At 63.5% G+C, this 18,341-nt stretch carries 14 protein-coding genes; 11 read left to right on the forward strand and 3 right to left on the reverse strand.

What is annotated here, in order from left to right:
* Positions 1-10: 10 nt before the first annotated feature.
* Both ACW5XD_RS15525 and ACW5XD_RS15530 read left to right on the forward strand, forming a co-directional pair.
* The gene (locus tag ACW5XD_RS15525) at positions 11-982 is read left to right on the forward strand and encodes a DmsE family decaheme c-type cytochrome (RefSeq protein ID WP_456495622.1); all 972 of its coding nucleotides are present in this window, start codon (positions 11-13) and stop codon (positions 980-982) included.
* Positions 983-993: 11 nt separating this feature from the next.
* Positions 994-2,985, forward strand: coding sequence for an MtrB/PioB family decaheme-associated outer membrane protein (locus tag ACW5XD_RS15530; RefSeq protein ID WP_456495623.1), 1,992 nt, complete (start codon positions 994-996; stop codon positions 2,983-2,985).
* Between the two features lie 58 nt (positions 2,986-3,043).
* Here the strand turns inward: ACW5XD_RS15530 and tamB are convergent, their stop codons facing one another.
* Together tamB and tamA are read right to left on the reverse strand one after the other, a co-directional pair.
* Positions 3,044-6,823, reverse strand: a complete 3,780-nt coding sequence (tamB, locus tag ACW5XD_RS15535; protein ID WP_456495624.1) for an autotransporter assembly complex protein TamB — start codon at positions 6,821-6,823, stop codon at positions 3,044-3,046.
* A gap of 76 nt (positions 6,824-6,899) precedes the next feature.
* Complete coding sequence (gene tamA, locus ACW5XD_RS15540; RefSeq protein ID WP_456495625.1) at positions 6,900-8,675, reverse strand: autotransporter assembly complex protein TamA; 1,776 nt, start codon at positions 8,673-8,675, stop codon at positions 6,900-6,902.
* A gap of 562 nt (positions 8,676-9,237) precedes the next feature.
* Between tamA and ACW5XD_RS15545 the strand changes: the two genes are divergently transcribed.
* Positions 9,238-9,612, forward strand: coding sequence for a hypothetical protein (locus tag ACW5XD_RS15545; protein ID WP_456495626.1), 375 nt, complete (start codon positions 9,238-9,240; stop codon positions 9,610-9,612).
* A gap of 79 nt (positions 9,613-9,691) precedes the next feature.
* Positions 9,692-9,970, forward strand: coding sequence for a peptidylprolyl isomerase (locus ACW5XD_RS15550; RefSeq protein WP_005309750.1), 279 nt, complete (start codon positions 9,692-9,694; stop codon positions 9,968-9,970).
* A 4-nt stretch (positions 9,971-9,974) separates the two neighbouring features.
* Here ACW5XD_RS15550 and ACW5XD_RS15555 read toward each other — a convergent pair whose 3' ends face one another.
* On the reverse strand, positions 9,975-10,532 hold the full coding sequence (locus tag ACW5XD_RS15555; RefSeq protein ID WP_456495627.1) for a peptide-methionine (S)-S-oxide reductase: 558 nt from the start codon (positions 10,530-10,532) through the stop codon (positions 9,975-9,977).
* Between the two features lie 51 nt (positions 10,533-10,583).
* On the opposite strand from ACW5XD_RS15555, the gene ACW5XD_RS15560 reads away from it, so the two are divergent.
* From ACW5XD_RS15560 to ACW5XD_RS15590, 7 genes are read left to right on the forward strand one after another with little or no spacing between them, the layout of a single operon-like run.
* Positions 10,584-11,258: a DUF1499 domain-containing protein gene (locus ACW5XD_RS15560; protein ID WP_456495628.1), complete on the forward strand. Its 675-nt coding sequence runs from the start codon at positions 10,584-10,586 to the stop codon at positions 11,256-11,258.
* Between the two features lie 10 nt (positions 11,259-11,268).
* Positions 11,269-11,862: a carboxymuconolactone decarboxylase family protein gene (locus tag ACW5XD_RS15565; RefSeq protein ID WP_456495629.1), complete on the forward strand. Its 594-nt coding sequence runs from the start codon at positions 11,269-11,271 to the stop codon at positions 11,860-11,862.
* Complete coding sequence (locus ACW5XD_RS15570) at positions 11,862-14,057, forward strand: FAD-dependent oxidoreductase (protein WP_456495630.1); 2,196 nt, start codon at positions 11,862-11,864, stop codon at positions 14,055-14,057. Before ACW5XD_RS15565 ends, ACW5XD_RS15570 begins: the two co-directional genes overlap by 1 nt.
* 22 nt (positions 14,058-14,079) lie before the next feature.
* Entirely contained in the window at positions 14,080-15,270 is a 1,191-nt protein-coding gene (locus ACW5XD_RS15575; RefSeq protein WP_456495631.1) for an ABC transporter substrate-binding protein, read from the forward strand.
* Positions 15,270-16,955 carry an ABC transporter permease gene (locus ACW5XD_RS15580; RefSeq protein WP_456495632.1) on the forward strand — a complete coding sequence of 562 codons (1,686 nt, stop codon included), beginning with the start codon at positions 15,270-15,272 and terminating at the stop codon, positions 16,953-16,955. Before ACW5XD_RS15575 ends, ACW5XD_RS15580 begins: the two co-directional genes overlap by 1 nt.
* Before the next feature lie 16 nt (positions 16,956-16,971).
* The gene (locus ACW5XD_RS15585) at positions 16,972-17,637 is read left to right on the forward strand and encodes an ATP-binding cassette domain-containing protein (RefSeq protein ID WP_456495633.1); all 666 of its coding nucleotides are present in this window, start codon (positions 16,972-16,974) and stop codon (positions 17,635-17,637) included.
* Entirely contained in the window at positions 17,630-18,253 is a 624-nt protein-coding gene (locus ACW5XD_RS15590; RefSeq protein ID WP_456495634.1) for a CDP-alcohol phosphatidyltransferase family protein, read from the forward strand. The genes ACW5XD_RS15585 and ACW5XD_RS15590 overlap by 8 nt, the downstream gene beginning before the upstream one ends.
* The last annotated feature ends 88 nt before the right edge of the window (positions 18,254-18,341 follow it).

Here is an 18,341-nt window from a genome sequence, read left to right on the forward strand (position 1 = left end):
AGGACACGATATGAAAATAACCACCCCGCAGTGGCTCCTGGCGGGTTTGCTGGCACTCAGTTGCCTGCCCGTCTGGGCCAAGAGTGATGCCCAGCCGGCGGCCGATGCCGATCCCCGCCTGCAGGTCGAGGCCGCCCTCGACCAGAAATTCGATCAGGGGAAATACTCCCCCAAGGGCGCCGATACCTGCCTCAAGTGTCACGATGCCGATTCGCGCAAGCCTGCCACCGGCATCTTCCACAATGTGCACGGCAACCTCGGCAACCAGAACGGGCCCATGGCGGACAAGCAGTGCGAAGCCTGCCACGGTCCTGCCGGCAACCACCCGCGCAACCCCCGCAAGGGCCAGCAACGGGAACCCATGATCACCTTCGGCCCCGATTCGCCGGTGCCGGTGGAGAAGCAGAACAGCGTCTGCCTCTCCTGCCACACCGACGCCAAACGAATGGGCTGGCATGCCAGTGCCCACGCGGTGGAGGATCTCTCCTGCAGCAGTTGCCACAGCCTGCACCAGGCCAAGGATCCGGTGATGGACAGCAAGAAGCAGGTCGAGACCTGTACCAGCTGCCACGCCCAGCAGAAAGCCGATCTGCACAAGCGCACCAGCCACCCCATCCTCAATGGCGAACTGCCCTGCTCCAGCTGCCACAACCCGCACCAGTCGCAGAACGAGGCCAGCCTGAAGCAGCCCAGCCTCAACGAGAGCTGCTACGAGTGCCATGCCGAGAAACGGGGCCCCTTCCTGTGGGAACACGAGCCGGTAACCGAGGATTGCTCCCTCTGCCACAGTCCGCACGGCTCCATCAACCAGGCGCTGCTCAACAAGCGGGTGCCGCAACTGTGTCAGGAGTGTCACAGCGTGCCCCATGCCAACGTTTCCATCCCCGAGGGGGATCTCAAGGTGCGTGGCGGCAGTTGCCTGAATTGTCATAACCAGATCCACGGGACCAACCACCCCAATGGTCAATCCCTGCAACGCTGAGGAGAGAAGTCATGAAATATTCAACACTTTGGCTCTCCCTGCTGGCGGTCTGTTCGGCCCAGGCGGCCGAGGAGCCGCTGGCAGTAGGGGATTACTCCCTGCAGCAAGCCAAACCGGCCAAGACAGAACGCTGGCGCTGCACGTCATGCGAGCGCGACAGCGGCTGGTTTGGCGAGGTGGGGCTGGGGGCCGGCTATGTCAACGATGACGGCGCCACCCGCTTTCGCAACTGGGTACCCAGTGAACGGGACACCGGCATGCTCGGCATCTTCAACGCCGACCTGCAATACCGGGGAGAAGGCTCCCGCTACGGTTCCCTCGAGGCGAAAAACCTCGGCATGGAGCGCTTCAGCCTGGCGCTGGAGCAGGGCCACTATGATGGCGTTCGCGCCAGCATGGGTTACTCGGAGTCCCCCTTCTACTGGAATGCCCATGGTCGCAGTGTCTATCAACCGGGAGACAGCCCGCTGACCCAGGGCCAGCTGGCCGAATTTGACAAGGAGGTGGTGCGCAAGAAGCTGACCGCCGGGCTCGCCTATACCCCCAAGAGCCCGTGGCGCCCCTATGCCGATTTTTCTCATGAGAAAAAAGAGGCGACCCTCGCCTACTACCAACCAACCGTGCCCGGCATCGGCAGTGTGCCCGGCCTCTTGCCCAAACCCGTCGACGGTACCTCGACCACCCTGGTCAAGAGTGGCGTCAGTTATCTGGGCGAAGGCTGGCTGGTCGATCTCGCCTACAACGGCTCCCTCTATCGCACCGATGACACGGCCCTCTATTACGGCAGCGTCACCGACCCTTATGCCAACGAGCGGGCCTATGAACCGGACAACAACTTCCACCAGCTGAGCCTCTCCGGCCAGTACAACTGGGACAGGCAGAGCCTGACCGGCCGCGTCCTCACCAGTCAGGCCAGCTCCAACGGCAGCCTGACCGCCTTTCGCAATGCCCCCGTCGCCCAGGATGACTTCCACGGCGAGATCAGCACCTTCCAGGCCGATGCCAAGTGGGTGGGCCGCTTTGGCCGGGATCTCACCCTGCGGGCCGGTGGGGAGTATCGGGATCGCAAGGACAAGTCAGACGAATACGCCGTGGTCGGCAAGCAGCGCAGCAAGAGCGATCGTACCCGCAGCAAGGCGGATCTCGAGGCCGACTACCGGCTCAATCGCGCGATCAAACTTACCACCGGCTACCAGTACCGGGGTGATCAGCGGGAGCAGGCCGATCGGCGCGACACCGACGAGCACACCCTGTTCGTCAAGGGGCGCTATCGCCCGGTCGGTGCGCTGCAACTGGGCGGCAAGCTTGCCTGGAGCACCCGCAACGGCTCTGACTGGCGCCATGACAGCGATGCTGGCAACGGCAGCCCGACCCTGCGCCAGTTCTACCTGGCCGATCGGGACCGGGTGGAGCTCAGAACCGATCTCGGTTACCAGTTCAGCGAGGGGCTGAATGCCAGTCTGGAAGGCTGGTGGGCCAAGGATGATTACAAGGAGCCGGACATAGGGCGCAGCGAGGACAAGGACTATGGCCTGGATCTCACCCTCAACCAGCAGTTTGATGACAACCTGAGCGGCCATCTGTTCAGCAACCTGCAGTGGATCAACTCGGCCCAGAATCACGCCTATACCGGCGCGCCAGACTGGGATCCCTACAGCACGGCGGTGCGCGACGAGATAACCACCCTGGGGTTGGGGCTGACCCAGAAGAAGGCGTTTGACCGGGATCTCGAGCTCGGGCTCGATTACAGCTTCGCCTATGGCCGCGGCAAGACAGACGCCAGCAAGGGCTATGACTACCCGGATCTCACCAGCAAGCAGCACCGGCTGGAAGGCTATGCCCTCTATCAGCTCACCAAGCAGCACTCGCTGCGCTGGGACGTGCGCTACGAATACTTCCAGGATGTGGATTACCTCTACACCGGCGAAGAGCGCAACCTCGGCAACCTGAACCAGGACTACGACGGCTATTTCACCGCCGTCTCCTGGCTCTACAAGTTCTGACGAGCACCGCAGCAAACAAAGCGGGAGGCCAAGGCCTCCCGCTTTTTATTTACCTTCCCTACAGGGTGAAGCGATAGAAGATGTCCACCGCCTGGGCCACCCCGCTCATGGCCTGCAGGTAGAGCCTCGGCATCAGCTCGTAGCGCAGTTTGAACTCGGCGATGGGGCTGAATACCCCGACCCCGTACTGGAACTGCAGACCGGGCAGCAGGTAGGCCGACAGGGTCACCTGGGTGTTGTCGCCACTGCCGGCGGTGTCGAGCGCCACGTCGCTCATGCCGAGGGATTCTCCCAGACTGGAGACCACGCCGTTGGCCTGGCTGACGGCGCCCGCCACCAGCAGTCCGTTGAAGCCGCCATCCTCGCCACTGGTTTGCAACCCCTTGCCGCGCAACAGGTAAGAGAGCTGCTCGGACTGGGCCATCTGCGGCTCCGAGTAGACGGTGATCTTGGGCTTGCTCGCCGGTCCCGTCACCCGCACCCCGACCGTCACCTTGTCCTCTATGGTATCGGGATCCCGATACGCCTCTATGTTGAGGAAGGGCTGATCGAGGGGGCCGGAGAAGAGGATGCGGCCATCCTTGATGATGAGGTTCTGGCCATAGGCCTTGAAGCGCCCATCGTTGAGCACCAGCTGGCCGTTGCCCGCCAGTGGCCGCGAGGGATCCTGGCGGATGTTGATACCCCCCCCCACCTTGGTCTTGAGGCCCATGGCTTCCAGCCGCACGTCGTCACCGAGCCGGATGGCCAGCTTGATCTCCATCGGCAGCGGCGCCGCCTTGGGCACTGGCGGCAGATCGTCATAGACCACGGTCACGTCGTCGGAGACCGCCACCGCACTCTCGGGCAGACTCTTGACCAGGATCCGCGCCCAGGGAATGTCGACCTGGCCGCTGATCCGGGTCTCCTCTCCCAGCGAGATGGCGATATCGGGGGAAACCCGTACTCGTCCCATGCCCGGATACTGGGCTTCCAGCTCCTTGCCCTGAATGGTGAGGCTGCCACTGACCGGCATCTTGGCCCAGCTCAGCCAGCCGCCCAGCGCCAGCGGCCCCTTGCCCACCAGCATGGAGCCGTCGAGCTCTGCCCGGTTGCCTTCAATCTTGAGGCGAGTCACCAGCTTGGAGAGGGTCACCATGTCGGAGTGGGTCTGCACTTCGCCATCCAGCAGGTTGAGTTGACCAAACAGCAGGGGCGAGGCCAGGGTGCCATCGAAGCGGGCATCGGCCGAAATGATCCCCTGCAGGGAACGCACCTCCGGGATAAGCGGGGCGAAGGTGGTCAGCTTGAGATCATCAAACTTGAGCTGACCGGAGAGATTGCCACGACCGGAAGGATCCCGGATCAGCAGATCAGTATCGATATTGCCGATCTGCTCGGAGGCAAAGTCGAGCCGGATCGCCGCCTGCTGGCGTTCGAAGTCCACACCCAATTCGAGACGCTGGTAATCGGTCTTGAGCTCATCGGCAACAAAAGTACCCGGTGTGGTGCGCACTGTGGCGTGCAGGGTCGGCTGACTGCCACGCCAGCTCGCTCGCCCATCGGCAGCAAGCGTCGCCTGCCAGCGGAAGTTTTCCGGCAGCCAGGGACGCAGTCGTTTGAGATCAAATCCGCTCAGTGCAAATTCGAGGCTGCCCTGTTGGGCCGACACCTGGCTGCCCTTGACACAGAGGTTGGCCCCCTGGGAGCCCAGACAGAGATCCCCCATGGTCAACCGCTGGCGCGGCAGATCGAGGTCAAGCGTCCAGGGGGCCGCCAGCTCCCAGCGCCGCAGTGGCGTCTTCAACTTGAGCTCGGAGAGTGCACCGCGCCAGCGATCCCCGCGCAAGCCACCGCTCAGGTTGAGGTTGGCGGCCACCGGATCCCCCTTCATGGTCAGTGACAACACATGCTGATTGAGGTCGCCGCTCAGGTTGAGCGCCAGCTGACTGAGGCTGGTCGCACCCTGCACCAGGCTCGCCACCGTCAGCGCCAGCTCGCCGGCCGGCTTGTCGCCGACCAGGGCATTGCCCTTGATGGCGATCCCTTTCAGATCCGTGCCCGCATAGTAGAGCCGGCTGGCGGCCAGTTCCGTCGTGACCCTTGGCGCCTGCTGGCTGCCGGTGAGGCGCACCTGTCCCTTGATGTCTCCCTTCAGGCCGGGGTAGAGCCCGGCCAGGTTGGGGGCATCGAGATCCGCGTCCAGCTTCCACGCCGGCTGGCTGAGGCTGCCCTTGACCTGCAGCTGGTTGGGGCCGCTTTGCAGCGCCAGCGCCGGGATGGTCCACTCCATCTTGTCGTTGCCGCTGAGCTCCCCCTTGATGGCCAGCGGATACTGGTTGAGCTTGCCATCCACCTTCAGCTCAGGCAGTTGCAGTTGCCAGTGGCCAGCCTCATCGAGCTCGAAACGGCTGGCAATCTTGCCCGCCAGCGCCCCCTTGAGCTCGGGCACCAGCTCGGCCGGGTTGATCCCCTTGAATTCTGTGCTCCCCTGCCAGCGCCCCCCCTTGTCCCAGGCGAGCTTGCCGTCAAGCTTGAGCTCCCCCTTGAGAGCGTTGAGCAGCAGGTTTATCTGGTTCAGCTGCGTCAGATCCCCCTTGCCCGTCAGCGCCAGCTTGAAGGGCGGCACGTCCGTCCCCTTGCCGGCGGTATTCAAGGCAAACTGGTAGCCGGAGAGCTTGCCCTTGGCGCTCAGACTGCCCTTGTCCAGCTGATAGCTGGGCTCGCTCTTGGCTGCTTGTTTGGTAACAGTCTGCAACGGCCAGCCGAGACTCTTCCACTCCAGCCCGAGATCAAACGGCAAGTCAGGATCGAGGGCTGCCAGGGAACCCTTCAGGTGGGCGGCCACCGGCCCCCTGGCTTGCAGCGCCAGTGCCAGCTTGCCTACCGAGCCCCCCAGAGTCAGGGTTGCCTGCTCCCCTTTGAGTTCGCCATCCAATAGCCCCTTGCGGGCCTTGGCATCCAGGGTCAACTCAAGCGGATAATCCCCGGTCAGCAGGACATGGCCCTTGAGCGCCAGATCCGCCATGGCATGGCGCAGGGAGAGCTCGCGCACCTCGATGCGTTCTTCTTTCGCACTGGCCGACAGCAGCAACTTGTCGATCCCCTCGATCAGCTCCCCTTGCTGATAGCGAAAGCGCGTTGCCAACACACCTTCAAGCTGAATGGGGAATGGCAGGCGGATGGCGGGCAGCTCGATAGGAGCCGCTTTTTCAGCCTGTTCCGCCTTGCTGTCGCCATTCACCTTGGCGGTGACGGCGGCCTTGTCTTTGGATACCCCTTTGCCAGCCGTCGGTTTGGTTGCAGCAGCCGGTGGCGTCTCGACCAGCGTGACACTCAAACCATCGAGCACGGGCCCACGCACTATGAGCCCCTTGCGACTGAGGGTGGCACCTATGTCGAGAGAGGTGAGGGTCACCCCTACACCGGGCACGGCCAGATCGAGATCTGCCACCTTGAGGCTGTCTATCTGGATTTTGAGGGGCAACGGATGCCAGACGAAGGGCTCCGACGGCTCTTCCGGCACAGGCTCAGATTCCGCGACCTTGACCACGGGGTGGGTAACCACCAGAGACTTGATCCAGAGCTTGCCCTGCAGCAGCTTGCCGAGATCCCAGTCCAGCACGGCGCGCTCGACCGTGACATCTACCAGTTCGTCCTGCCAGCCGACCCCTTCCAGGGTCCAGCCGTAGCCAAGTTGACCGGCGACCAATTCTCCTTTCAAGGAGGGGAGCGCCTCCCTGGCCTGTTGCCACAACCATTTGTTGCCCTGATGAGTGAAGCCCAGCAGGCTGACACCGATGAGCAGCAAAAAGATGAGGCCCATGAGCCAGAGAAAGATACGTTTTACCCAGATCACAACGCAGACCCCCGCGAAACATGCAGCCGCAGCGGCCAGACAAGAGAACAAAGAGAATGAGTGTGGTCAAACCGGATCATAATTCAGGCCCCAGCGCGAAATGGAGCCGCAGCGGCTTGTCTTCTTCGGAAATGCCCACCGCCAGATCGAGTCTGACCTGACCGATGGGGGTGACCCAGCGCACGCCGATCCCTGTGCCTATCTTCCAGGGCTCGCTGTAGTCCACCGTGGCAGTACCACCATCCACGAACAGGGCGCCGAGCCACTTGTCGCTGAAACGGTAGTTGTATTCGGCACTGGCGACACTCACGTAGCGGCCCCCCAGCAACTTGCCCTCATCATCGCGCGGCGAGATGGTCTCGTAACCGTAGCCACGCACCGTCTGATCGCCACCGGTGAAGAAGCGCAGTGACGGTGGCACCAGCGAGAAGCTGTCCCCTATGATGGCGCCCTGTTCGGCCCGCAGCAGGAAGCGGTGATCGTCCCCCAGGGTACGCAGCCACTTGCTGCGACCCCACACCCGCATGAAGCTGATGTCCGATCCCCAATGCGGGTCGGAAAACTCCAGAGTCAGTTGCTGACGATCGCCCCAGTCAGGCACCAGGCCGCCGCGTACCCGCAGTCGCGACCAGGAAACGCCGGGGATCAACAGCAGGCTGTTCCCCTCGTCCTTGCCCTGTACATAGCGCTCGTTTTCAAGCCGGATGAAGACGTCCCGATCCCAGCTCTCCGGCCGCCGTTTCCAGCGGTGCACGCTGAAGGTGGTCAGATCGGAACGGGTGTCGTTGTTGTTGGTGTAGCGATAACCGGTCTGCAGCGAGTAGTAGTCCCGCAGCGGGTTACCCACCGGGATCTGGTAATCGAAGCTGAGATCGGATTGGGGGGCCGAGATGTTGGCGGTCCCATTGAGGCGGTGGCCGTAACGGTTGACCCAGGGCTTCTCCCAGGTGGCACTCATGCGCGGGCCCACGTCGGTGGCAAAGCCGATACCCGTCTCGATCTCATGGTCGACCCGGTTGGAGAGCGTCACCTGTACCGGCACCCGGTTGCCCTCGGCCTGGCTGATCATGGGTTTGATATCCACCTGCTTGAACAGCTTGGTGGAGGAGACATCCTGCGACATCTCGGCCAGCCGGATCGCCAGATAAGGGTCGCCGCTCTTGATGTTGATAAGCGGCCGAATGAGGCGCAGCGCCTCCGGCGTGGCGTCGTAGTGGATCTCGCCAAAGTGGTAACGAGGGCCGGAACGAAACAGTATGTAGATCTCGGCGGTGCCCTGATCCGGGAACACCTTGACCTGACTCTGGCTGATCTTGGCGTCGAAATAGCCGCGAGCCAGCCCCAGACTGCCCAGATCCGCCTTGATGGATTCGTATTTGCCGTGGTTGAGGGGATCCCCCTCCTTCAGGGGCAGCTTGTCGAGCAATTCACTGTAGAGCTCGTCGCTGCTCGCGTCCCCTTCCAGCAGTATATCGAGGCGGGAGATGATGACAGGTTTGCCCGCATCCACCTCGACCACCACCTTGGCGGGGGCTTTTTTGTCACGGCTCAGGGTGATCTTGGGCTGATAGTAGCCATAGACCTGCAGGGCTTTTTGCACGCTTTCGGTGATCTTGGCGCGGGCCGGACGGTACTGGCGCTCCTGATAGACAGGCAGGGCATTGAGGTAGGCTTCGACGTTATCCTTGGTCTCCCCTTTCAGGCCCTTGATCTGATAGGTAAGTTTGGCCGCCATCGCCGGCGTGACGAACAGCAGCAGACAGAGGCTCAGTCCCAGGGCGCGAACTCCACGACAAAAAGCCCGTCCGGGCGGTGATATCCCTGCAGGCAGGGGCGGATTGCATCCTGTCAAACGTCAATTTCCCCGAAGAACATGATTAAAATAATGCGATATTCAGAACGAATATGAGGCTCACTCGATCGCAAGCGCGCCTCATCCTAGCATATCCCCGGTCCAACATCAGAGCGGGGCAACATCGAAATTCACCATATTATTGAAGCCTTTGCCGCTCGGCTTGCTCACTTTCCTCCCGCCTGCCCCACAGACTTATGCCATTGTGGACAGAAAAGGGCAATTCATACTCGCTCGAGCCAGTAAATCCATCGCAAAACGCCGTACTTTTCCTGACGGCGCAATCATCCGGCGCGCCAGCAGTACGCGACATCTACTGTCGGCCACTGACCAAGATCACGGCAACCCGCCCTCACGCCGCATCCGTGCAACTTTTTTGCTGTCATCTCATGTCGCCCAGTGTGCACATGACTCAAGTTTGCCGATAAGGATCAAACAGTTGCAATCGTTCAATCAAAGCCTCGTTCAGCTCAATCGATTTATCCCGCTGCCGCCCTGAGCACTTCTCGCCCACACTGACCCTATTGACCAGAGACCCGCGCCCCATCAAAGGAGACACCGCATGCACGCACGCAGCGAAGAGATGGCTGACTATATTGCCGATCGACTCGAGTTCATTACTTTTCTCGCCTGTTGCAGCGCCCTGCTGGCCCTGCTGACCGGCATGAACGGCCAACAGGCGCTGGCCTTTACCGCGCTCAATTTGCCATTCGGGCTCGCCATCCTGCTGGGGATGGCCATGCTGGCGCCGCTGCCGGCACACTGGCGCCTGCCGGGCATCACTCTGTTGCTGGCATGCAGCGCACTGGCCACCCTGCAACTGGGGGGCGACTGGCTCAATCCTCTGGCTATCTGGAGCCTGCATGCCCTGCTGGGGCTGGAGATCCTCTGGCAATCGCGCTCAAGAAGCCGCCTCGGCGCCCGCGCCCGCAGCTAATCCGTGCATGACGGCTGACGCGCGGCGGGAATTGGAGTAATCTTGCGCCCCGATTTACCCGCCGCCGAGGAGCGCCAACATGAAGAAAGCCTGTGCCCAGCACATCCTGGTCAAGACAGAGAAGCAGTGTCTGGAGATCAAGGAGAAACTTGCCAAGGGAGCCGACTTTGGTCAGATGGCCAAGCGTTTCTCTACCTGTGCCTCGTCCAAACGCTCGGGGGATCTGGGGGAGTTTTCGAAAGGCGATATGGTCAAGCCGTTTGACGATGCCGTGTTCAAGGGCGAACTGCTGACCGTGCTCGGCCCGGTACGCACCAAGTTCGGTTTTCACCTTATCAAGGTGCTCTACCGCAACTGATGACTCAGGGCTCGGGCGTCAATGTCACGGGCCAGCCGCCGCAACGGCGGGCATAGAAGCCAAAGCGCCAGGGATGGCGCTGCGCCCAGTTTTCCATCTCGGGTGCCGGCGTGAACTGGCTATCCGGCCAGAGATCGACCCGGCTCGGCCGTCCGTGCAGGGCCTGCCAGCGCGTCAGGCTCACCTGGGCCAGGCGCCACTGATAATCATCCTTCGGCAGCAAGGCCGGTGCAAACGCCTGTCCCCGATTGCAATATTGCCCACCGCCATCCCGCCCATCCACCAATTGCCAGAAGACATTGAGCAGGTCGCCATAGCCCACCAGGGCCGGATCATAATCGATGCGCACCGCCTGGCGTCGCACCGCTCCTTGGGCAGCCGTGGTCTCCTGGGGCAAGGGCATGACATAACCGGGTTCAACCTTAATGACACCAGGTACGTCCTCATAGACGATTTCGGCGCGCCACATGTCCCCCGCCGCCAGCACTGCGCTGTCTGCCCACAGCGAAGTGCTTGGGAAGAACAACAGGATTGAGATAAATTTACTAACGTTATCAGTCAATTAAGTTTATCCTTCTGAGCACTTGTCCATCATAACCAGTGGATCCCCGTTATGCCCAGTTATTTGTGGTGGCCGCTTCTGGCCTGGTTGCTTCCCTTCGGTGGCGCCCTCGGCAGTCGATTTCACCTCTGGCCCTGGTGGCTGGGGTTCACCATCAGTCTGTTCGGTGCGCTGATATCACTCCTGTTGCTGGTCCGCCTGCCCTGGAGCCGGCGCAAGGTCCCGAGCCTGTGGGGCATAGCGCCGCTGCTGCTACCCCTGATGTTCGTCATGCAAGCTCTGCGTACGCCGCTGCTCAACGATGTCAGCACGGATCCCTACAATCCCCCTCGCCTCGACTGGGCCGCCGAACTCAGAACGGCGCAGGATCTGCCAATCAATCCTCCGCCATTGAAAGCAATCGAGACAAAGCCCGGTCCTCTCTATACCAGCGCCTCTCCGGTCGAGGTGATCACCGAGGCCCATGCCCTGATGGAACAGCTGGGCTGGCAGGTGCGGCCGAGTCAGGATGGTCTCGATGCCGTGGTGACGACCGGCTGGTTCGGCTTTCAGGATGACGTGGCGCTGCGAGTCGTTGCCGGCCCAAAAGAGACCCGCATCGACATGCGATCGGCCTCCCGGCAGGGACGCAGCGATCTGGGCACCAACCGGGCACGGATCGAGGATTTTTTGATCCGCCTGAACGAGCGACTCGGCCAAGCCTACAAACCCAATTTGAAACAATAGAAGGTAATCAATGCGCGTCGAGGTAAAACCCGATCGGGAATATGCCTGGTTTATCCGCCCCTTTTTCTGGCTGCAGAAACGCAACTACGGTCAGGTGCTGATCCCGGGCAAGTGCTGGGGCCGTTCGCCCCGGCTGTTCGCCGCAGTGGCCACCCTCTACGGCGTCATCAACCGCAAGCGCTCACCCATCGATCCCGTACTGCGCTCCCTGGTGACGGTGCGGGTCTCCCAGCTCAACTGGTGCCGCTTCTGCGTCGACATCAACGCCATGACCCTCATCAAGCGGGCCGGTTCCAGCGACAAGGTGGAGGCGCTGGCTGACTGGCGCAGCAGCCCCCTGTTTGACGAGCGGGAAAAAGCGGTGCTCGACTACACAGAGGCCATGACAGGACTGGATGGGGTCAGCGATGAGCAAGCAGCCCGCCTCAAGCCCTGGTTCGATGACGATGCCATGGTGGAGCTGACCGGCCTCATCGCCTTCCAGAACATGTCGGCCAAGTTCAATGCCGCCCTCGATATCGCCCCCCAGGGTTTCTGCCAGCTACCGGTGCAACCCGAGCGCCCTGCCGTCGCACAAGGCCAGCAACCCGGCAAGGACACCTGATGAAACGAGCCCGCCTGCTGCTTCTGCTGGTGATGGGGTGCCTGGTCGGCGCCTTCTTTGCCTTTGACCTTGGCCACTACCTGAGCCTGCCCCAACTGCAGGCCCGCCAGGCCGAGCTGGCCACCCTGGTCGATGACCATTTCGTGGCCGCCTGCCTGCTGTTCGTGGTCATCTATGTGCTGAGCACGGCGCTCTCCCTGCCCGGCGCCAGCCTGCTCACGCTAGGGGGCAGCGCCGTGTTTGGCATTGGCTGGGGGCTGCTGCTGGTCTCCTTTGCCAGCTCATTGGGCGCCACACTGGCCTTTCTCAGTGCCCGCTTCCTGCTGCGCGACTGGGTCGAGCGGCGCTTTGGCGACAAGCTGGCCACCTTCCAGGCCGGCATGGAGAAGGATGGCGCCCTCTACCTGCTGAGCCTGCGCCTCATCCCCATCTTCCCCTTCTTCCTGGTCAACCTGCTGATGGGGCTCACTCCCATCAGAGTCAGCACCTACTACTGGGTGAGCCAGCTTGGCATGCTGCCCGGTACCTTCGTCTACGTGCTGGCGGGGAGCGAGCTTGGCCAATTAACCAACACGGGCAACATACTCTCTCCCGGCCTGATGGTGGCGCTGACCCTGCTGGGGCTGATGCCCTTTTTGATCAAGCGCGCGATGCAGCGACTCGCCCTGCACCGCCTCCATGCGCCCTATCGAAAGCCTGCCCGTTATGACTACAACCTGCTGGTGATAGGGGCCGGGGCAGGCGGGCTGGTCACCAGCTATATCGCCGCGGCGGTCAAGGCCAAGGTGGCGCTGGTCGAGAAACACAAGATGGGGGGAGATTGTCTCAACAGTGGCTGCGTCCCCTCCAAGGCGCTGATCCGAAGCAGCCGCTTTGCTGCCGAGCAGCGCAGGGCAAACGAGCTGGGCTTCAGCCCGAGCCAGACCCGCGCCGACTTTGCCGCCGTGATGGCGCGGGTGGCCCAGGTGATCAAGGAAGTCGAGCCCCACGATTCGGCCATGCGTTATCAGGGACTGGGAGTGGAGTGCATCGCGGGGGAGGCAAAACTGGTCTCCCCCTGGGAACTGGAGGTCAACGGCCGGCGCCTTGCCAGCCGCCATATCGTGCTCGCCACCGGTGCCAGACCCTTGGTGCCGGATCTGCCAGGATTGGCCGACGTGCCTTATCTCACCTCGGATAACCTCTGGCAGCTGCGCACCCCGCCGCGCCGTCTGCTGGTGCTTGGCGGCGGCCCCATCGGCTGCGAACTGGCCCAGAGCTTTGCCCTGCTCGGCATCCCGGTCACGCAAGTGGAGCTGGCCGATCAGCTGCTGCCGCGCGAAGAGCGGGAGGTCGGCGAGGCGCTGGCCGCACAGCTGGCTCATGACGGGGTAACCGTGCTCACCGGCTGGCGCGCCGAGCGGGTCGACTATCGGCCAGAGGGGGATCCGGCATCAAACCCGCAGCCGCAATCAGCGCAAGAGCAAACTGCCCCCCTGCCCATTCGACTGCAACTGCGCCGAGGCGATGAAACGCAAGTGATTGAGGGCGATCAACTGCTGCTGGCGCTGGGCCGCATTGCCAATGTGAGCGGCTTTGGGCTGGAGGCGCTGGGAGTGGAACTGGCGCCCCGTGGCACGGTCAAGGTCGACGGCTTTCTGGCCACCAACTACCCCAGCATACTAGCGGTGGGGGACGTGGCCGGCCCCTACCAGTTCACCCACTTCGCCGCCCATCAGGCCTGGTATGCCGCCGTCAATGCCCTGTTCGGCCAGTTCAAGCGTTTCAAGGCGGACTACAGGGTGATCCCGGCCGCCACTTACACCACGCCGGAGATCGCCCGGGTCGGCCTCAACCGCAAGGAGGCCGAAGCCGAGGGTATCCCCTTCGAGGCGACCCGTTTCGCGCTGGCCGAGCTGGATCGCGCCATCGCCGACGGGGAGCGCCACGGCTTTATCGAGGTGCTGACCGTGCCCGGCAAGGACAAGATCCTGGGTGCCACCATAGTGGGCACGCACGCCGGCGAGCGGATCGCCGAATTTGTGCTCGCCATGCGCCACCGGCTGGGGCTTGGCAAGATCCTCGCCACCATACACGCTTATCCCACCCTGATGGAGGGGAACAAGTACGTGGCCGGTGGGTGGAAACAGGCCCACCAGCCCACCCGGCTGCTGGCTCTGCTGGCCCGTTATCATCGCTGGCGCCGCGGCGCCTGACTCTTTGCCCAAGGTAATTCCCATGCTCAAGCCCCTGCCCTTGCTCAAATCCCTGTTGTGCGCCCTGCCCCTGCTGGCAGGCGGCACCCTCTTTGCCCATGCCAGTGCCAACGACAGCCAGGATGCTCACTGGCAGCAGACCCTGGCCCAGGCGAAGGGGCAGACAGTCTACTTCAACGCCTGGGGCGGCAGCCCGGAGATCAACGCCTACCTGATATGGGCTAGCAAGGAACTTGAGCGCCAGTATCAGGTCAAGCTGGTGCAGGTGAAGGTGGATGACATAGCCCAGAGCGTCAGCCAGTTGCTGGCCAATCGGCAGGCGGGCAAAAATGCGGACGGCCCCATCGACTTGCTCTGGGTCAACGGCAAGAACTTCAAGGCGCTCAAGGAGCAAGGGCTGCTGGGTGCCCCCTTTACCCAGGATCTGCCCAATATGGTGCGGGTAGACAATACGCTGCCGGTGAGTGAGGACTTCACAGTGCCGGTCGAAGGGCTGGAGGCCCCCTGGGGCATAGGCCAGCTCAATCTCATGGTCAATGAGGATGAGGTGGCTACCCCGCCAGCCTCGGCGCCGACCCTGCTCGCCTGGGTCAAGGCCCATCCCGGTCGCTTCACCTATCCCAAGCCACCCCAGTTTCATGGTTCCAGCTTTCTCAAGCAGATCCTGCTGGAGTTGACAGCCGATCCCGCCCCCCTCTATCGGGAGGCGACCGACGCCGACTTTGACCGGCTAACGGCCCCGCTCTGGGCCTGGCTCGATGAGTTGCACCCAGCGCTCTGGCGCAAGGGCAAGCTGTTCCCCGCCAGCGCCGCCGAGACCCGCCAGTTGCTCGATGATGGCGAGCTCGCCATGGCCATCAGCTTCAACCCGCAGGAAGCCCAGAGCGCGGTGCAAAATGGCACCTTGCCCCCCAATGTGGTGGCGGTCGCCATGGAGAAAGGGGCGTTGACCAACAGCCACTTTCTCGCCATCCCCTTCAACGCCAGGGCCCGGGCTGGCGCCAAGGTGGTGGCCAACTTCCTGCTGAGCCCGGTGGCCCAGGCACGCAAGGCCGAGGCGGCCTTCTGGGGTGATCCCAGCGTGCTGCAAGCCAGTGCCCTGCCGATCTCGGCCAAACCTGTGCAGGCGCTGCGCTTCAAGGCGGTGGCCGAACCCCATCCCAGCTGGCAGCTCAAGCTCGAAGCGGCCTGGGCAAAGCGTTACGGTCACTGATGAGCCTGGCCGGTCACCGTCCTTCTACCTGGCGCCCGTTGTTTGGCGCCGGCTGCGCCGCCCTGCTGGCCGCCCCCTTGCTGGGGGGACTGGGGTTGCTGCTGGCCGAAGGGGGGGCTCCTTCGCACCTTCAACGGCTGCTGGCCCAGCCCGGACTCTGGCACTCGGCGGCCCTGAGCTTCTGGATTGGCACCGCCTCGACCCTGGGCAGCCTGCTGCTGACGGCGCTACTGCTGGCGCACAGCGGCCAGCAGGGGGCAAAGAGCCGGGCCTTTTCACTGCTGCACCGCCTGCTCTCTCCCCTGCTGGCGCTGCCCCACGTCGCCTTTGCCATCGGCTTGGCCTTTCTGCTCGCCCCCTCCGGCTGGCTGCTGCGTCTCGTCTCACCAGCGCTCACCGGTTTCGAGTTTCCCCCCGACTGGCAGACCATCAAGGATCCGCTGGGCCTTGGGCTGATCCTCGCCCTGATCCTGAAGGAAACCCCCTTTCTGCTGCTGATGGCACTGGCCGCACTGGAGCCTGCCAAGCTGGCGCGCCAGCAGTGGCTCGGCGCCAGCCTGGGGTTCAGCACGCCGCAGATCTGGAGGCGCCTGCTGCTGCCGGCCCTCTGGCCCGCCCTGCGCCTGCCCCTCTATGCGGTGGCCGCCTACGGGGTGGCCGTGGTGGATCTGGCCCAGCTGCTGGGGCCTGATGCCCCCGCCCCGCTGGCGGTCAGGTTGTGGCTCTGGTATCAGGATCCGGATCTCGTCTGGCGTGGCGCCACCGCCAGCGGGGCCCTCTTGCTGCTCGCCCTCAGCCTGCTGCTGCTCGCAGGCCTCCGGCTGCTGGAGTGGGGCCACACGACCATCGGCAAGCACACTTGGCTCGATGGCCGCCGGACCGAGTCTGGTCTGCTGGCCGCCCGCCTGGCCAGCGGCAGCGTATTTGTCCTGATCGCGGTCAATCTGGCGGTGCTGGGGGCACTGCTGCTCTGGTCGCTGACCCGGCGCTGGTCCTTCCCCGACCTGTGGCCGAGCCAATGGAGCGGCCAGCATTGGCAAGATCTGCTGCCGGGCCTGATGCCACTGCTCACCGACAGCGCCCTGCTGGCACTGGCAAGCGGGCTGCTGGCGCTGATCATGGTGGTGCTGAGCCTGGAGGCGCAGCAGGGCCGTCGCCCCTGGCCGCTCTGGCTCATCTGCCTGCCACTCTTGCTGCCCCAGGCCAGCCTGCTGTTTGGCGCCCGCCTCGGGCTCGACTGGCTAAGCCTGCAGTGGGGAGGCAGCGGCATCGGCTGGGGCTGGGTGCTCTGGAGCCAGCTGCTGTTTGTCTTCCCTTACGTCTACCTTTGCCTGCACGGCCCCTATCGCCAGTTCGACCCGCGCCTTGTGCAAGCCGCGCTGACGCTGGGGGCCGGCCCCTGGCGCGCCTGGTGGCGGGTAAAAGGGCCACTGCTGGCCCGCCCGCTGCTGTTTGCCTTCGCGGTGGGCGCGGCAGTGAGCCTTGCCCAATATCTGCCGACTCTGCTGTTTGGCGCGGGCCGGGTGGTCACCATCACCACCGAAGCGGTGGCCATCGGCAGCGGCCTCAACCGGCGGCTGGCGGGCCTCTATGGCCTGCTGCAACTGCTGCTGCCGCTCTTTATCTATCTGCTGGCGCTCTGGCTGCCAGCCAGGCTCAACCCGGCGCTCAAGGGCGCCCGCTGAACACGAGAACTTGCCGATGCTGAGCACCACGCCCCTTCGCCTCTACCTCGATGAAAACCTGCTGCTGTCGCTGCCCGCGTTGCAGGTAGCCCCCGGCGAAGTGCTGACCCTGATGGGACCAAGCGGCTGTGGCAAGAGCTCGCTGCTGGCGGCGCTGGCGGGAGTCTTGCCGCCCAGGGGCCCGCTCCGGCTGGAGGGGGAGATACGGCTCGACGAGCAGCTGCTCACCCCCTTGCCTCCCCAGGCGCGGCGCATCGGCATGCTGTTTCAGGATGACCTGCTGTTTGCCCACCTGACAGTGGCCGAGAACCTGATGTTCGGCATGCCCGCCACCCTCAAGGGATTGGCGGCCAGACGGGCAGCCGCGCTGGCCGCACTGGCGCAAGTGGCGCTGGCGGATCAGGCCGACAAGTTGCCGGGGGCACTCTCCGGCGGCCAGAAGGCGCGGGTCAGTCTGCTGCGGGCCCTGTTGGCCGAGCCGCAAGCCCTGCTGCTGGACGAACCCTTCTCGCGCCTCGACAAACCGCTGCGCGCCGCGTTCAGAACCCTGGTGTTCGAGCGGCTCAAGGCCAAAGGCATCCCTGCCATCCTGGTGACCCATGACGAGGAGGATGCCCCCGGCACCATACTCGATCTCACGCCGTCTCTTTGTTTGCTGACCGAGGATCCCGACCTTGTTTGATCGCCACCTGATCCCCGTGATCCGCTACCCCCTCACCCGGCTGGCCAAGCCCCTGTGCCGGGCCGGGATCAGCGCCAACCAGATAAGCCTCACCGGCTTTGCCATCGGCATGCTGGCGCTGCCGCTGCTGGCGTTAGGCCTCTATCCGCAGGCACTGGTCGTCATCCTGCTCAACCGCTTGCTGGACGGGCTGGACGGCGCCGTGGCACGGGAAGTCGGGATCACCGACTGCGGCGGCTTTCTCGACATCACCCTCGATTTCATCTTCTACGCCGCCGTGGTGCTGGGGTTTGCCCTGAGCGCCCCCGCCAACGCCCTGCCCGCCGCCACCCTGCTGTTTGCCTTCATGGGCACCGGCTCGAGCTTTCTGGCCTTCGCCATCATGGCGGGCAAGCGGGGGATCGAAAACCCCGTCTACCACCACAAGTCCCTCTATTATCTGGGCGGCCTCACCGAGGGGAGCGAGACCATAACCCTGTTCGTACTGATGTGCCTCTGGCCCGCGGCGTTCGCCCCGCTCGCCTACGGCTTTGCCCTGCTCTGTCTCATCACCACCCTGACCCGGCTCTGGAGCGGTTATCACACCCTGCGGCAACAAGGGCACAATGAGCGATGAACAGGGCCCCTGCGATGCACTGAGCACTTGCGCATGGATGACAATGTTTTACCATGGCGGCACTCTTTTTCAGGCTCATGAGAACCTT

Source organism: Aeromonas enterica (assembly GCF_054052465.1).

Bases quoted from the DNA above. Each gene is read 5' to 3' on its own strand.
- ACW5XD_RS15585 (WP_456495633.1), top strand. From the start codon at position 16,972: ATGCTGAGCACCACGCCCCTTCGCCTCTACCTCGATGAAAACCTGCTG.
- ACW5XD_RS15565 (WP_456495629.1), top strand. From the start codon at position 11,269: ATGCGCGTCGAGGTAAAACCCGATCGGGAATATGCCTGGTTTATCCGC.
- ACW5XD_RS15545 (WP_456495626.1), top strand. From the start codon at position 9,238: ATGCACGCACGCAGCGAAGAGATGGCTGACTATATTGCCGATCGACTC.
- ACW5XD_RS15570 (WP_456495630.1), top strand. From the start codon at position 11,862: ATGAAACGAGCCCGCCTGCTGCTTCTGCTGGTGATGGGGTGCCTGGTC.
- ACW5XD_RS15530 (WP_456495623.1), top strand. From the start codon at position 994: ATGAAATATTCAACACTTTGGCTCTCCCTGCTGGCGGTCTGTTCGGCC.
- ACW5XD_RS15580 (WP_456495632.1), top strand. From the start codon at position 15,270: ATGAGCCTGGCCGGTCACCGTCCTTCTACCTGGCGCCCGTTGTTTGGC.
- ACW5XD_RS15560 (WP_456495628.1), top strand. From the start codon at position 10,584: ATGCCCAGTTATTTGTGGTGGCCGCTTCTGGCCTGGTTGCTTCCCTTC.
- ACW5XD_RS15575 (WP_456495631.1), top strand. From the start codon at position 14,080: ATGCTCAAGCCCCTGCCCTTGCTCAAATCCCTGTTGTGCGCCCTGCCC.
- ACW5XD_RS15525 (WP_456495622.1), top strand. From the start codon at position 11: ATGAAAATAACCACCCCGCAGTGGCTCCTGGCGGGTTTGCTGGCACTC.
- ACW5XD_RS15550 (WP_005309750.1), top strand. From the start codon at position 9,692: ATGAAGAAAGCCTGTGCCCAGCACATCCTGGTCAAGACAGAGAAGCAG.